12 protein-coding genes and 2 pseudogenes are annotated in these 13,498 nt (G+C 69.5%); 6 read left to right on the forward strand and 8 right to left on the reverse strand.

What is annotated here, in order from left to right:
- Window positions 1-6: 6 nt before the first annotated feature.
- Both MicroSTF_RS15505 and MicroSTF_RS15510 read left to right on the forward strand, forming a co-directional pair.
- Complete coding sequence (locus MicroSTF_RS15505) at window positions 7-666, forward strand: TetR/AcrR family transcriptional regulator (RefSeq protein WP_029258576.1); 660 nt, start codon at window positions 7-9, stop codon at window positions 664-666.
- Window positions 667-735: 69 nt separating this feature from the next.
- The gene (locus MicroSTF_RS15510) at window positions 736-1,971 is read left to right on the forward strand and encodes an acyl-CoA dehydrogenase family protein (protein WP_322956898.1); all 1,236 of its coding nucleotides are present in this window, start codon (window positions 736-738) and stop codon (window positions 1,969-1,971) included.
- A gap of 21 nt (window positions 1,972-1,992) precedes the next feature.
- On the opposite strand, the gene MicroSTF_RS15515 is transcribed toward MicroSTF_RS15510, so the two are convergent.
- Entirely contained in the window at window positions 1,993-3,276 is a 1,284-nt protein-coding gene (locus MicroSTF_RS15515) for an MFS transporter (RefSeq protein ID WP_315070939.1), read from the reverse strand.
- A gap of 54 nt (window positions 3,277-3,330) precedes the next feature.
- Here MicroSTF_RS15515 and MicroSTF_RS15520 point away from each other — a divergent pair, with 54 nt between their 5' ends.
- Complete coding sequence (locus MicroSTF_RS15520) at window positions 3,331-4,131, forward strand: AraC family transcriptional regulator (RefSeq protein WP_297556707.1); 801 nt, start codon at window positions 3,331-3,333, stop codon at window positions 4,129-4,131.
- Window positions 4,132-4,157: 26 nt separating this feature from the next.
- On the opposite strand, the gene MicroSTF_RS15525 is transcribed toward MicroSTF_RS15520, so the two are convergent.
- Together MicroSTF_RS15525 and MicroSTF_RS15530 are read right to left on the reverse strand one after the other, a co-directional pair.
- On the reverse strand, window positions 4,158-4,739 hold the full coding sequence (locus MicroSTF_RS15525) for a GNAT family N-acetyltransferase (protein ID WP_197020529.1): 582 nt from the start codon (window positions 4,737-4,739) through the stop codon (window positions 4,158-4,160).
- Window positions 4,685-5,173 carry a hypothetical protein gene (locus MicroSTF_RS15530; protein ID WP_322956905.1) on the reverse strand — a complete coding sequence of 163 codons (489 nt, stop codon included), beginning with the start codon at window positions 5,171-5,173 and terminating at the stop codon, window positions 4,685-4,687. The genes MicroSTF_RS15525 and MicroSTF_RS15530 overlap by 55 nt, the downstream gene beginning before the upstream one ends.
- 72 nt (window positions 5,174-5,245) lie before the next feature.
- On the opposite strand from MicroSTF_RS15530, the gene MicroSTF_RS15535 reads away from it, so the two are divergent.
- Both MicroSTF_RS15535 and MicroSTF_RS15540 read left to right on the forward strand, forming a co-directional pair.
- Entirely contained in the window at window positions 5,246-6,697 is a 1,452-nt protein-coding gene (locus tag MicroSTF_RS15535; protein WP_322956907.1) for an NAD(P)/FAD-dependent oxidoreductase, read from the forward strand.
- A 46-nt stretch (window positions 6,698-6,743) separates the two neighbouring features.
- Window positions 6,744-7,787 (forward strand): ATP-dependent DNA ligase, encoded by a 1,044-nt coding sequence (locus MicroSTF_RS15540; protein ID WP_322956909.1) that lies wholly within the window; start codon window positions 6,744-6,746, stop codon window positions 7,785-7,787.
- A gap of 10 nt (window positions 7,788-7,797) precedes the next feature.
- Here MicroSTF_RS15540 and ligD read toward each other — a convergent pair whose 3' ends face one another.
- The 3 genes from ligD to MicroSTF_RS19230 form a co-directional block, all read right to left on the reverse strand.
- Entirely contained in the window at window positions 7,798-8,871 is a 1,074-nt protein-coding gene (gene ligD, locus MicroSTF_RS15545) for a non-homologous end-joining DNA ligase (protein ID WP_292763903.1), read from the reverse strand.
- Window positions 8,872-8,959: 88 nt separating this feature from the next.
- The gene (locus tag MicroSTF_RS15550) at window positions 8,960-10,165 is read right to left on the reverse strand and encodes an SseB family protein (RefSeq protein ID WP_322956912.1); all 1,206 of its coding nucleotides are present in this window, start codon (window positions 10,163-10,165) and stop codon (window positions 8,960-8,962) included.
- Window positions 10,166-10,227: 62 nt separating this feature from the next.
- Window positions 10,228-11,013: a 3'-5' exonuclease gene (locus tag MicroSTF_RS19230; protein ID WP_416338505.1), complete on the reverse strand. Its 786-nt coding sequence runs from the start codon at window positions 11,011-11,013 to the stop codon at window positions 10,228-10,230.
- Here MicroSTF_RS19230 and MicroSTF_RS19235 point away from each other — a divergent pair.
- A pseudogene (locus MicroSTF_RS19235) lies at window positions 10,975-11,085 on the forward strand (hypothetical protein); the annotation flags it as partial. The gene MicroSTF_RS19230 and the pseudogene MicroSTF_RS19235 sit on opposite strands and share 39 nt — an antisense overlap.
- A 201-nt stretch (window positions 11,086-11,286) precedes the next feature.
- Here the strand turns inward: MicroSTF_RS19235 and MicroSTF_RS19240 are convergent.
- Both MicroSTF_RS19240 and MicroSTF_RS15560 read right to left on the reverse strand, forming a co-directional pair.
- Window positions 11,287-12,714 (reverse strand): annotated as a pseudogene (locus tag MicroSTF_RS19240) (ATP-dependent helicase); the annotation flags it as partial.
- An 89-nt stretch (window positions 12,715-12,803) separates the two neighbouring features.
- The gene (locus MicroSTF_RS15560; RefSeq protein WP_021198877.1) at window positions 12,804-13,415 is read right to left on the reverse strand and encodes a LysE family translocator; all 612 of its coding nucleotides are present in this window, start codon (window positions 13,413-13,415) and stop codon (window positions 12,804-12,806) included.
- Between the last annotated feature and the right edge of the window lie 83 nt (window positions 13,416-13,498).

Genomic DNA, 13,498 nt, shown 5'->3' on the forward strand with positions numbered 1-13,498 from the left:
TTCGCCATGCACGAATCCGCAGAACTGCGCACCGGCGTCGTCGCCGCAGCGCTCGAACTCTTCAGCGCCCAGGGGTTCGACCAGACGTCGGTGGAGCAGATCGCCAAGGCCGCCGGCGTCTCCCGCTCGACCTTCTTCCGCCAGTTCGGCGGCAAGGAGGACGTGGTCTTCGCGGATCACGAGGTGCTTCTGGAACAGCTCAGGGAGTTCCTCGACGAGGGGCACGATGACCCGTGGGGCGCGGTGTGCGCGGCTTCGGAGTCGGTCTTCGCCCACTTCGCGCACGACCCGGAACTCGCCAGGCGCCGCTATCAGATCGTGCGACAGGTCCCCGTGCTGCGCGAGCGCGAGATCATCACGGTCTTCCGCTACGAGCGACTGTTCGACGACTACCTGCGCGGGGCGCTCCCCGGCGTGGATCCCCTGGACGCGGTCGGCTTCGCCGCCTTGGTGACGGCCGTGCACAACCATGTGCTGCGCCAGCTGCTGCGTGGCCGCAAGAAGGTGCCGCTGGCGACACTGCAGACGGCGCTGGCCGACGTCCGCCGTCGCTACGGGGTCGCGGGCGAGGCGGCCACCGCCCCGGATGACATGGTGGTCGCGGTGTTCCCCCGCTCCATGCCGATCGCCGAGGTCAGCCGCAGGCTGCAGTCACAGCTCGACTAGCTCGACGTGCGGTCGGGTCGTGGAACCGAGTATCGAGGAGTACGATACTTGGTGCCACGAAGGAGTCCCATGAGCACTGCAGCCTCCCCCTTCCCCGGCGAGCGCGTCTCGTCATACGACATCACCGGACGTCAGGACAGCGACTACTACGCCGTCTTCACCGACATCCCCGCCGCCGATCGGGAGGCGTGGGACCGCGCGAAGGCCTACGTCGACGAGGTCGCCCCGCAGATGGCCGACGCCTGGGACCATGCGGAGTATCCGCTCGATGCCGCGCGTCGGATGGGCGAGATGGACCTCGTCGTCGACGGGGTGCAGCACCCGTCGCTCACGAGCCTGTCGCCACTGGCCGCAGGACTGGTGAACATGGAGATCTCCCGCGGCGACGGCTCCCTGGGCACGATCCTCGCGGTGCAGGGCGGACTCGCACTGCGCACCCTGGCCCTGTTCGGCTCCCCCGCGCAGCAGGAGAAGTGGCTGACGGGCCTCGCCGACGGCTCGGTGCTGGGATCGTTCGCCCTGACCGAGCCCGATCACGGTTCCGACTCCGTCTCGCTGGAGACCGTGGCCCGCCGCGACGGCGACGGCTGGAGCCTCCGCGGAACGAAGAAGTGGATCGGCAACGGCGCCTCCGGCGGCATCACCTTCGTCTGGGCGCGCATCGACGACGAGGGCGCCGAAGAGCATGGCGCCGTGCGCTGCTTCCTCGTGGAGCAGGAGACCCCGGGCTACACAGGCAGCGTCATCCGCGGAAAGGCCTCGCTGCGCGCGATCCACCAGGCACACATCGTGCTGGACGACGTACGGGTGCCCCTCGATGCGGTGCTGCCGGGGACCAAGAGCTTCAAGGACGCCTCGATCGTGCTGTACGCGACCCGTTCCGGTGTCGCCTGGTCGGCGCTCGGACACGCGACCGCCTGCTACGAGGCCGCCCTCGCCTACGCCACCCAGCGGGTGCAGTTCGGAAAGCCCCTCGCCAGATTCCAGATGGTCCAGGAGCGTCTGACCCACATGCTCGAAGACCTCACCGCCATGCAGCTGTACTGCCGGCGGATGGCAGACCTCGAGACCGCCGGTGAACTGCGCCCGACCCAGGCCTCGCTGGCGAAGTTCCACAACACGCGTGCCGCGCGCCGCATCGCCTCGACCGCCCGCGATCTGCTCGGCGGCAACGGCATCCTGCTCGAGAACGGCGTGATGCAGCACATGGCCGACATCGAGGCCATCCACACCTACGAGGGAACCGAGAGCGTTCAGGCCCTGCTGCTCGGGCGCGACATCACCGGGATGAGCGCGTTCGCCTGAGGGCGGATCCCCGGAGTCGACTCACCGGCGTCGGGCGCTCACGTGGCGCTCTCGACTCGCCGCCGACCCCGCGACCGCCTGCACCGCGAGGAGCAGCACGAGCGCCAGGACCGGGACGACCCACCCACCGACCGCGGCGTGCAGGATGCCGAGGCCGAGCGGACCGAAGCCGGCCAGCAGGTAGCCGACTCCCTGCGCCATCGTCGACAGGTGCGCCGTGTGCCTCGCATCCGGCGCGCGGAGCACGATGTACGTCAGCGACAGCGAGATGGCGGCCCCCTGCCCGAGACCGAGCAGCGTCATCCAGAGCCAGGGCGCGGCTCCACCGGGCGCGACGAGGAGGCCGATCAGCCCCGCCGCGCAGAGCAGCGCGGAGAGCACGACGGGGAGCCACGTCGGCCGCATGCGGCGCATCATCGTCGGCACGAGGAGCGCCGCCGCGATCCCGGGAAAACTGGAGTACGACAGCAGCACCCCGGCATCCGACACCGAGACCCCGCCGTCCTGCAGCATCGTCGGAATCCATGTCAGGGCCGCGTAGTAGCTCAGGCTCTGCAACCCCATGAACGCGGTGACCGCCCACGCGACCGGGTCCCGCAACAGCGCCGACATCCGCGGCTCGTCGATGGGCTCCGTGATCGCATCGACGGGAACGCCCGCCACCGCCGGGGAGGTGACGACCCGACGCATCGCCCGGGGCAGCCAGACCACCAGGGCGAGTGCGGCAGGAATCGCCCAGACCCCCAGCGCGCCACGCCACGACCCGTCGAGGGCGATCATGAACGGCACCGTGAATGCGGCCGCCGCGGCGGCACCCAGGAACAGCGATGTGGAGTACAGCCCCATCATCAGACCGAGACGGTGCGCGAAGTCCTGCTTGATCACGGCGGGCATGCAGACGTTCGCGACCGCGATGCCCGCCCCCACCAACACCGTGCCGCCGAAGAGAGCCACGGGTGAGGGAAGCAGGCGGATGCCGATGCCGAGTGCCACCACGACCATCGTCAGCGCGAGCAGCCGATGCAGTCCGATCCAGCGTGTCAGCGCGGGCGTCAAGAACGCGAAGGCGCCGAAGGCGAACACGGGGATCGTCGTCAGGAGCCCTGCCGCGGCTGCTGGGATCCCCAGGTCCTGCTCGATCGCGGGGAGGACGGGTCCGACAGAAGCGACGCCCATGCGCAGGTTCAGCGCGATCAGCAGCAGGCCGGTGCCCACGTAGATCCCGGTGAGGATGCCGCCGCGCCGGGTGGACGGCCTGGTCAACGGGGTCGGCGCGGTGTCGAACGGTTCCTGCATCGTGGTCATGCATCGAGTCCAGCATTCACCCGGTATGTCAGGAAACACGTACGCTGCATTTTGATGTCGAATACCCGCCAATCCTCGCGAATGGTCGACCTGAATCTGGTCGACTTCGATTCCCTGGCGGCCCTGCCCATGGAGGGCGCCTACCGGTTCGCGCACGCCGAGACCTCCCCCCGCCACGCCCACCCGCTCGGACACCTGGTGCATGCCGCTTCCGGAGTGCTGTCGCTGCTCACCGACGAGGGTGCCTGGATCGCGCCGTCGACCCGCATGGCCTGGGTGCCCGCCGGCGCCGAGCATCGTCATCGCGCGCACGGGCGCACGGACATGCGCATCGTCCATCTGACCGACGAGCTCGCCGCACTGCTCCCGGCCTCCCCTGCGGTGCTCGTCGCGACGCCACTCGCGCGCGAAGCCGTGCTGTCGATGACGTCCGACCGCACACGCAGCGACGAAGCCCTGGACCACCTGCGTCGCGTGATCGTCGACGAAGTCGTGACCGCGCCCGAGCAGCCACTCCATCTCCCGGAGCCCCACGATCCGCGCCTGCGCTGTGCCGCACGCATCGTCGAGGATGACCTCGCCCTGCCCGTGCCGCTCGGAGAACTCGGCGCACGCACCGGCACCGCCGAGCGGACGCTGAGCCGCCTGTTCCAGCAGGAGACCGGCATGGGGTACCGGCAGTGGCGCCTGCAACTGCGCGTGCATCGGGCACTCGTCCTGCTCGCCGACGGCGCCACGGTGACCGACACGGCCTCCGCATGCGGGTGGGCCACGACCAGTCAGTTCATCGAGCAGTTCACACCGCTCGTCGGGATGACCCCCGGCCGATACCGGCTGTCGCAACCGACCGCGTGAGGGGAAGGACCACGACTGCGGTCGGCTCAGACCACGCGCGCCATGCACACGAGGCGTTCGCGATCGTCCCACGAGGGCACCCGCTCGAAGCCTCGCGATTCGTAGAGACGCACGGGGCCGTCCCGCCATTCCCACACCGACAGCCGCACCTGCGACGCACCGAGATCGACCGCATCGGCCACCGCCGCGTCCAACAGCGCCGAACCCACCCCGCGGCCGCGCACGTCAGGCTGCGCCCACAATCGCTTGATCTCCGCCACACCGTCGTGCACGGACAGCACCACGACCCCGACGATGCGTTCGTCGAACTGCGCGACCCGCACTCGATGCGCGGCGTACGCCTCGGCCGGGTCATCGACCTCGCGGAGATAGCGGTCGGGCAGCGGCACGGCGGGATCGCGCTCGGATCCGTGTTCCTGCAGACTCTTCTCCCGCTCGGTCTGCAGCAGATACGCACGCACAGCCGCACCGACCTCGAGTGCGTCGGGTCCGGTCAGGTCGGCGAGCCGGATCGACGGTCGGTCGAGCCCGGATCCCGCCTCGGCGCTCACGGTCAGTCGCAGCCGCAGCCGCCGGACGGCGTCTTCACCATGAAGCACACGTCGCACACGCCGTAGTCGCGATCCTCGACCGGCTTCGGAGCTTTCTCGGCCCGCGGGGCGGAGACGCGAGGAGTCGTCGTGCGCTTGGCCGCGCGCGGCGGGGTGAGCGGGATGAACTCGCTGGGGTGGCTCACGTAGAAGTACGGCGCCCGGCCTTCGCTCGGCTGCAGACGCAGCGGAGCGGAACCGACGACGAGGCGCTCGTCCTCGGCGAAGCCGTTCGTGTAGGTGCGCCCGATGTGCAGAGGGGCGCCCTCACCTCGACGGATCGCTTCGATGTAGCGACCGCGGTCGATGAACGAGCTGATCCCGATCTCTTCGACGATGGCGGTGATGAACGCGTGGTTGGCCGGATCGATGCGGTGCGCGCGCAACGCCTCCGGGAGCGAACGGTATGGACGGGAGGTGCCTGCGGGGGTCGGCCCCTGTACTTCTTTCATCAGTTCCAGGATCGCACGCCCAGAGGGGTACAGCCGACCGTTTTCCGCTCGTATACGTGCCAAACTGACGTCATGGCCCAGGCGACGATCATCGGCTCCGGCCCGAACGGGCTCGCTGCCGCCGTGGCGCTCGCCCGCGCCGGCTACCGGGTACGCGTGCTCGAAGGCGCCGACACGATCGGCGGCGGTGTGCGCACGCGCGAATCCACGCTTCCGGGGTTCCGGCACGACCTCTGCTCCACCGTGCATCCGGCCGCCCTCTCCTCCCCGTTCTTCCAGGCGTTCGGCCTCGACCGGCGGATCGAGTGGATCCGTCCCGACGCCTCGTACGCGCATCCGCTCGACGACGGGCGCGCAGCGATCGCCTGGCGCGACATCGAGCGCACGGCGGCGGATCTCGGAGTAGACGGATCCGCCTGGATCTCTCGCCTGCGTCCACTCAGCAGCCACATCGACGGGGTCGTCGACTTCACCGGCAACCAGCTGCTCCGCATCCCCCACGACCCGGTGACCGCCGCGCGTTTCGCGATCCGGATGCTGGACCAGGGCACTCCCCTGGCAGCTCGCGCCTTCCGCACGGAGGAGGCGGCGGCGCTCATCTCCGGGGTGGTCGCGCACGCCAACTCGCCGCAGCCCTCCCTCGCGGGTGCGGCGGCCGGGCTGCTGCTGGCCGCGCTCGGACACGCAGGCGGCTGGCCGTACCCGCGCGGAGGTGCGCAGCGCATCGCCGACGCGATGGTCGCCGACATCGAGCAGCACGGCGGAACGATCGAGGCGGGCACCCCCGTCTCCGATCTCGGTGCCCTGGACTGGGGCGACCCGCAGCAGGGCGACCTGCTGCTGCTCAACACCTCGCCGCGACTCGCCCTCACGCATCCCGACGTGCCCGCCGGCTACGCACGGGCCCTCCGCTCGTACCGGTACGGGCCCGGAGCAGCGAAGGTCGACTTCGCGCTCGACGGCCCGATCCCGTGGACGAACGCCGACGTGGCAGCGGCCCCGACCGTGCATCTGGGCGGCACCCGCGCCGAGGTATGGGCGAGTGAGAACGCCGTCGCCGCCGGACGCGTGGTTGAGCGCCCGTATGTGCTCGCCGTGCAGCCATCGGTATTGGACGACTCACGCGCCCCCGCGGGGAAGGCCGTGCTCTGGGCGTACATCCACGTGCCCCCGGGTTCGGACCTCGACCCGACCGAGCTGATCACCGCCCAGGTCGAGCGCTTCGCTCCGGGCTTCCGCGACCTCGTCCTCGCGCACCACGCCGTCCGGGCGTCGTCGCGCGAGGCGATCAACCCCACGGAGATCGGTGGCGACATCTCCGGTGGCGTCTTCGACATGCGCCAGGCGCTCCGGCGCCCGGTTCTCTCCCCCTCCCCGTGGCGCACGCCGATGCGTGGCGTGTACCTGGCGTCCGCCTCGACACCCCCCGGCCCCTCCGTGAACGGGATGGCCGGTTGGCATGCCGCCCGCACGGCGCTGCGGGATGCCGGAGAACCCGCCACCTTGACCGACCTCTTCGGCTGATCGTCCTCCCCTTCCGCCGCGGATCATCGGCGGCCAGGATGGGAGCATGCGCTACGACATCCCCGCGCCGATGCTCGCCAAGGCGGCGCCGGCCGTCCCCGACCCCGCGAAGACGCCGGGCGGACTGCTGTACGAGCCGAAGTGGGACGGCTTCCGTGGACTCATCGCCTGGGACGGGGAGACGGTGGAGATCGGGTCACGAGGCGCCAAGCCGCTGACCCGCTACTTCCCCGAACTGGTCGACGTGATCCCCCAGCTGCTTCCGGAACCGTGCCTGCTCGACGGCGAGATCGTCGTCGCCACCGGGCCGGACGGCTCGCAGCGCCTGGACTGGGAGGCCCTCAGCCAGCGCATCCACCCCGCCGCCTCACGCGTCGCGAAGCTCGCCGTGGAGACCCCAGCCATGTTCATCGCGTTCGATCTGCTCGCCGTCGGAATCGACGACCTGCTCGCACAGTCGTTCGAGACGAGGCGCGCACGCCTCGAGACCCTCATGGAGGGCGTCGGACACCCGCTGCACATCACCCGCGCGACCCGCGATCGCGAGGCCGCGGTGCGCTGGCTCGCCGAGTTCGAAGGGGCAGGGCTCGACGGTGTCGTCGCGAAGCCGCTCGACCAGCCTTACTCGCCGGGAAAGCGCGCTCTGTTCAAGATCAAGCACGCCCGCACCGCCGACGTCGTCGCGCTCGGCTATCGCATCCACAAGTCCGGATCGGGAGTGGGTTCCCTGCTGGTCGGGCTGTACGGCGACGACGGGGAGCTCCACCAGGTCGGCGGCGTGGCCGCGTGGAGCGATGCCCGTCGGCAGGAGCTCGTCGAAGAGCTCGCCCCGCTGGTCGAGCGCGACGAGTCGGGCGACGCCGTGACCGCCGAGGGCGAGCGGTCGCGATTCAGCGGATCGAAGGATGTGTCGTTCGTGCGGCTGCGCCCAGAGCGGGTGCTCGAGGTGCGCTACGACCAGCTCGAAGGATCCCGCTTCCGCCACACCGTGCAGTTCGAGCGCTGGCGCCCCGATCGCGACGCCCGCTCCTGCACCTACGAGCAGTTGGACACGGTCGCAGGCTACGACCTCGCCGATGTCCTGAGCTGAGCGGGAGCCCTCACTCCTTCTCGGCAGGGGTGCCGTCCTCGTCCCAATTCGCTGCGACCTTCTTGCTCGGCTGCACGCGCGGCGGCTCACCCGGCATCTTCGGGAACTCCGGCGGGAAGGGCAGTTCGCCGAGACCGTTCTGCGCGTCGCGCTCCCACCACTCCAGCAGCGTGTCGATGCGGCCAGGGTTGTGCGGCATCGACGCCCACGGGTCGCCGACCTCGCCCAGACGCTTCGGGATGCTGCGCACCGTGAACACCTTCGGATCGAGACCGTCGAGCTCGTCCCAGGCCACCGGCGTCGACACGGTCGCTCCGGGAAGCGCGCGAGGACTGTAGGCACCGGCCATCGTGCGGTCGCGGTTGGCCTGGTTGAAGTCGACGAAGATGCGCGCGCCCCGCTCCTCCTTCCACCAGTTCGTCGTGACCTGCTCCGGCATCCGTCGCTCCAGCTCGCGCCCGGCGGCGATCACGGCGTGCCGCACCTCCAGGAACTCGTGGGTCGGCTCGATCGGCGCGAACACGTGCAATCCTCTGTTGCCGCTGGTCTTGGCGAACGCCTCCAGACCCGCCTCGCGCAGCACCTCGCGCAGGGTGTGCGCGGCCGTGACCGCGTCTGCGAAGTCGGTACCGGGCTGCGGATCGAGGTCGATGCGCAGCTCGACGGGGTTGTCCGCGTCAGTGGCGAGCGACGCCCAGGGGTGGAAGACGATCGTGTTCATCTGCACGGCCCACACGATCGCGCTCGCACGGTTCAACACGATCTGCGGATGCTGGCGCCCGCTGTTGTATGTCACCGTCACCGCGTCGACGAAGTCCGGGGTACCTTTGGGCGGGTTCTTCGAGAAGAAGCCCTCGGCCCGCGCCCCGCCTGCGGGTCCGATGCCGTCACGGAACCGCTCGAGCGAGACCGGGCGGTTGCCGTTCGCCGCCAGGAACGGCACCGCGACGAGCTGCACATACTCGGCCAGCTCCGCCTTGGTGATGCCGAGGTCGGGCCAGACCACGCGGTTCGGGCTGGACAGCGCGACCTCGCGTTCTCCATCGGAGTCGGCGACGGTCAGGGTCACGCGTTCTGAGGCCATGCTCCGACCCTAGAGCGCCGCCCGGACAGACGGAACCCCGCCGACGCGGACAGTGCGCGGAGTCCGGATCGTCCGTGTCCGGGTCGGTTCAGTCGCCGAGGTCGACCGCGAGCACGAGGACCGGCGTGAGCGCAGCCCGCTCGACGACGATCGACGGACCGGCCGAGTCCACGATCACTCCGGCGATGTCGGCGTGGCTCGTGAGGACCTTCGCCAGCTGCTCCGGCGCGAACGGGAGCGGACGGTCGCCGCGTCCGAGCGCGATGACCTCGAGCGGGTGCGAGAACAGCTGCAGGAACCGACGTCCGTCGGTCGTCTGCGCTTCGGCGATGCCGACGGGGCCACCGCCGGAGCCGTCGTTGACCGCGACCCACATCCGCGTGGTCGCAAGGGCTTCGCCGACCTTGACGACGGAATCCTGTTCCCGGGGAGCGGCGAGGATGCTCTTCACCGTCATGTCGACATCGGCCTGCTCGAGCGTCTTCTGCAGCAGCTCCGTCGGGAACACCACCCGATGCGGGGCCGACGCGTTGTCGACGATGAGGCCGGCGAAATCTCCGGACACGACCTGCTGCAGCACCGAGGTGACGGGCTGGGCGACCGCCGAGGTCGACGACGGGTCCGCTTCGAGCTGCACGGAATCACGTACCGCGCCGGCCGAGCTGAACGCCAGCATGTACTGGTTGTCTTCACTGTCGCGGACGACGGCGACGGAGAGCGCCTTCCCTTCGCTGATCTGGGCACGCGCATCGCCGTTCACGCGGATGTAGAGGTGTCCCTGAAGAGCCTGACGCATGACGCCGAGGAGCTGGTCGTTGGTCGCGCCCGCCTCGATCTCGCTGAGGGCCTCACGCAGGAGGACATTGTCCTTCATGCCGGCGACGGTCTCGGTCTGCTCCGGCGGCAGCACGGAGGCGAGCGGCAGGCGCCGCTCCTGGGGCGTCTCGGGCTGAACGGGCGGAGAGGGAGAAGCCTGCGGCGCGGCGGGCGCCGCCGAGACGGACGGGGCGTCGGAGTTCGAAGTGCCGTCGGACGTCGGAAGGGAGACCTCGGGGCCGGCCTCGGCACCGACGCCCCGGAACGCCTGCACCGAGATCCCGATCGAGGGCGCTTCGACGGGCTGCTCGGCGGTCGGGCTCTCTGATGTCGTGTGCTCTCCGGCGACCGCGCCCGCACCGTTCTGCGTGGTGTCGTTCGGCGTGGTGTCGTTCGGCGCGCTATCGCTCGCGACAGCCTCGGCGGTGGGGGCGACGACATCGTCACCGGACTTCTTGCGGCGGGAGAAGAGGGCCATATGAGCCAGCCTAACCGGCAATCCGGTCGGTGTTTCGCCGAGGCGGAAACGCCTGCGGTGGGCTACATCTTCTCGATCGGCGCGACCTTGATGAGGAGCTTCTTCTGCCCCGCCGAGTCGAATCGCACGTGAGCGATGCGCTTGGCACCCTCGCCCGTCACCGCATCCACCCGCCCTTCGCCGAAGTCGACGTGACGGATGCGGTCGCCGGCGGCGAGCTCGAGATCACCGTTGTCGCGCATCTTGGCCGTGACCCGGTTGGGGAACTTGTCCATCGCCGTCGACAGCGGCTTCAGGGAGTCTCGACCCGGCAGCGACTTCACCGCGAAACGATCGCCCGAGCCCGAGCCCGAGCCCGAGCCGCCGAAGCCGCCCTGGCGACGCGCGTTCAGTGCGCGCGACTGCATCCCCCCGCGCGAGTTCACGTCGCCCGGAGACTGTCGCCAGTCGATCAGGCCCGCCGGGATCTCCTGCAGGAAGCGGCTGGGCATCGCGACCGTGACCTCGCCGAACTGCGCCCTCGTCATCGCGAGAGAGAGGTGCAGACGCTTGCGCGCACGCGTGATGCCCACATAGAAGAGACGGCGTTCCTCCTGCGGTCCCCCGGGCTCGCCGGCCGAGATGCGGTGCGGGATGAGATCTTCCTCGACGCCCGTGACGAACACGGCGTCGTACTCCAGGCCCTTCGCCGTGTGCATGGTCATGAGCGAGACCGAGCCCGACTCGTCGTCGAGGTCATCGGCATCCGAGACCAGAGCGACCTCGGTGAGGAAGTCGACGATCGTGCCCTCCGGGTTGTTGCGCGCGAAATCACGAGCCACCGCGACGAATTCGTCGAGGTTCTCCACGCGCGCCTCGTCCTGAGGGTCGCGGCTCGCACGCAGGGCGTCCAGGTATCCGCTCTTGCCCAGCAACAAGCTCAGGCCGTCGGCCACCGCGGTGGGGGGAGGCAGTTCGCCGCTCGCGGGGGTCAGGATGGCGGCGGCTTCAGCGAGCACCGCGTCGAGCTGCCCGATCGCCGCCTGGATCTTCGGCCCGACCCCGAGCTGACCCGGCATCGACAGCGCATCGCGGAAGCTGATCCCGTGCTCCTCGGCGAACCGTGCGATGGCCGTCTCCGTGACGTCGCCGATGCCGCGCCTGGGCTTGTTCAGGATGCGGCGCACCGACATCTCGTCGGCCGGGTTCGCGACGGCGACGAGGTAGGCGAGCGCGTCCTTGATCTCGGCGCGATCGTAGAACTTGGTGCCGCCCATGATCTTGTACGGCACCGCCGAGCGGATGAAGATCTCCTCCAGCGCACGGGACTGCGAGTTGGTGCGGTAGAACACCGCCATCTCGGAGTAGGGCATGCCGGCGCGGTGCAGGGCCTCGACCTCGTCAGCCACGAACTGCGCCTCGTCGTGCTGCGAGTAGCCGGTGAAACCGATGATGGGATCGCCGTCGCCCTTGTCGCTCCAGAGCTTCTTGTCCTTGCGATCGAAGTTGTTGCCGATCACCGCGTTCGCCGCCGACAGGATGTTCTGCGTCGAGCGGTAGTTCTGCTCGAGCAGCACGACGCGGGCGCCGGGGAAGTCACGCTCGAACTCGCTGATGTTGCGGATGTCCGCACCACGGAACGCGTAGATCGATTGATCGGAGTCGCCGACCACGGTGAGCGAGGCACCGGGTTCGCCGGCGTCTGCGGTGGGGGCGGGATCGGGCTCGAAGATCATCATGCCGTTGGAGGCATACGGATCCGGCGCGGCACCGACAGCGCCGGACACGGGGCGCGTGAGCTCGTGGATCAGCGAGTACTGCGCGTGGTTCGTGTCCTGGTACTCGTCGACCAGGATGTGACGGAAACGACGACGGTAGGTGTCGGCGACCTGCGGGAACGCTCGGAACAGATACACGGTCTGCCCGATGAGGTCATCGAAGTCGAAGGCGTTGGCCTTCTGCAGCTGCCGTTGGTAGTCGGCGAAGACCTCGACGAAGACGCGCTCGGCCGGGTCGCTCATGTTGGCCTGACGCGCATACGACTCGGCGTCGGACAGCTCGTTCTTCAGCTTCGAGATGCGCGACTGCACGGACGCGGGTGTGAGCCCGTAGGCATCGGCCTCGTGCTCTTTGACCAGGCGCTTGAGGAGAGCCCGCGAATCGCCCGAATCGTAGATGGTGAACGACTTCGTGTACCCGAACTGCTCGGCCTCGCGACGCAGGATGCGCACGCACGCGGAGTGGAACGTGGAGATCCACATGCCACGGGCGGCATCGCCGATCAGCCCTTCGACACGCTCGCGCATCTCGCCCGCGGCCTTGTTGGTGAAGGTGATCGCGAGGATCTGGCTCGGCCATGCCTCTCGGGCCCGCAACAGCGAGGCGATGCGGCGGGTGAGCACGCTCGTCTTGCCCGATCCGGCGCCCGCGACGATGAGCAGCGCCGGGCCGCGGTAGGTGACGGCCTCGAGCTGCTGAGGGTTGAGGCCGGCGAGGAGATCGTCCTGCCCCGGGGCTCCCGACGAGCGAGGACCGGCGGTGGAGGGGACGATGAGAGGAGCTTCGGTCATGGCCCTATGAGTCTAGGCGTCGGCACCGACACCGCGGCACGGCCTCGCGCCGTCCGGAGGCCTGCTCACGACGCGGCGTCCCGAGCAGGCTACCGGGTCTCCAGCGCGAGACGTCCGGCCAGGAGCACGTACGTCGCGGCGAAGGAGCGGCGCAGCCACGTCATGACCCTCGGTCGCCCCAGCACCTGGGCGCGCATGGTGGCCGCGAAGACGCCGTACAGCGCGAAGACCACGAACGTGAGCGCCATGAACACCAGGCTGAGCCCGACCATCTGCCAGGTGCCGTTCGGCGTCTGGGCCGGGACGAACTGGGGCAGGAAGGCGAAGAAGAAGATCGTGAGCTTGGGATTGAGCACGTTGATGAGGACAGCGGTGCGGATCACACGCCAGGATGACAGCGGGGCGACGCTCTCGTCGGCCTGGATCAACGACTTGTCCCTCATGGTCTGCCAGGCGAGGAACAGCAGATAGGCGATGCCGAGCCACTTGATGGTCTCGAACGCGATCGCGGAGGCGTTCAGGATCGCTGCGAGCCCCGTGATCGCGGCGATCATGTGCGGGATGACACCGAGGGTGCAGCCGAACGCGGCGATGACGCCCGCTCGGCGTCCTCGCGAGATGCCCGCCGCTATCGAGTAGACGGCACCGGTCCCCGGCGTCGCGACGATCACCAGGGTGGTCAGCAGGAATGCGATGCTCATCGACGGCCCTCCGCGCGCGGTCCTTCCGCGCCTCCCCCATGTCTAGCGGTGCCGGGGCCCGCGCGCATCCTCCATTGCAGATG

This window comes from Microbacterium sp. STF-2, from assembly GCF_034650155.1.
GTDB classification, from domain to species: domain Bacteria; phylum Actinomycetota; class Actinomycetes; order Actinomycetales; family Microbacteriaceae; genus Microbacterium; species Microbacterium maritypicum_A.